This window comes from Limnospira sp., assembly GCF_051859755.1.
Lineage (GTDB): Bacteria > Cyanobacteriota > Cyanobacteriia > Cyanobacteriales > Microcoleaceae > Limnospira > Limnospira fusiformis.
This window is the reverse complement of record NZ_JBIMLI010000388.1, coordinates 1-735: the sequence shown is the minus strand read 5'-3', so window position 1 is coordinate 735 and position 735 is coordinate 1. Positions and strand designations below refer to the sequence as shown.

Genomic DNA, 735 nt, shown 5'->3' with positions numbered 1-735 from the left:
TTCAATTTCGCTGGATTACTGTCATTTACCATAATCTAGCCTGGTTATTTGCCCAAGAGCCGAATGTGTTTATCGCCGGGGATTTATTGTGGTATCCAGTACAGGGAAATAATAAATTATGTCAAGCCCCAGATGTAATGGTGGCTTTTGGTGTTCCCAAAGGAGATAGAGGTTCTTATCAACAGTGGCAAGAGAATAATATTGCCCCGCAAGTCGTCTTTGAAATTCTTTCTCCGAACAACACTGAAAAGGAAATGAACCGCAAATTATTATTTTATGACCGCTACGGGGTGGAGGAATACTATCTCTATGACCCTCAAAAGAATAACCTAACGGGATGGTTACGTTCTGAGACTTGGTTAGATATCATTGAACCCATCAATGGTTGGGTTTCCCCTCGTTTGGGCATTCGCTTTGACCTGTCCTCGGATAATTTGGTGTTGTATCGTCCCGATGGTCAACCCTTTGCCGATTATCTGGAAGCCCAACAGCAGTTAACAACTATGACTGAACAATTGGAACAGGAGCGGCAAGCCAAACAAGCGGCTACTGAACAATTGGAACAGGAACGGCAACGTAACCAACGTTTAGAACAATTGCTGCGAGAAGCAGGACTGAATCCTGATGCCAATTTATAGGCGGTTTCGGTGGGTGTCGCCCCGGGGTCTTATTCAATGGCTTTTATGCTGTTTCTAGCCGCCAGGGGTGGTTCCCCAGCCTGTCGCTTTCCTCATG

The 735-nt window shown here is 45.4% G+C and carries 1 protein-coding gene; it reads left to right on the top strand.

Annotated features, from left to right (window positions below; translation table 11 throughout):
* Positions 1-638: Uma2 family endonuclease (locus tag ACTIE0_RS24800; protein ID WP_439517071.1), on the top strand; the 638-nt coding region annotated here is incomplete at its 5' end.
* Positions 639-735 lie beyond the last annotated feature (97 nt).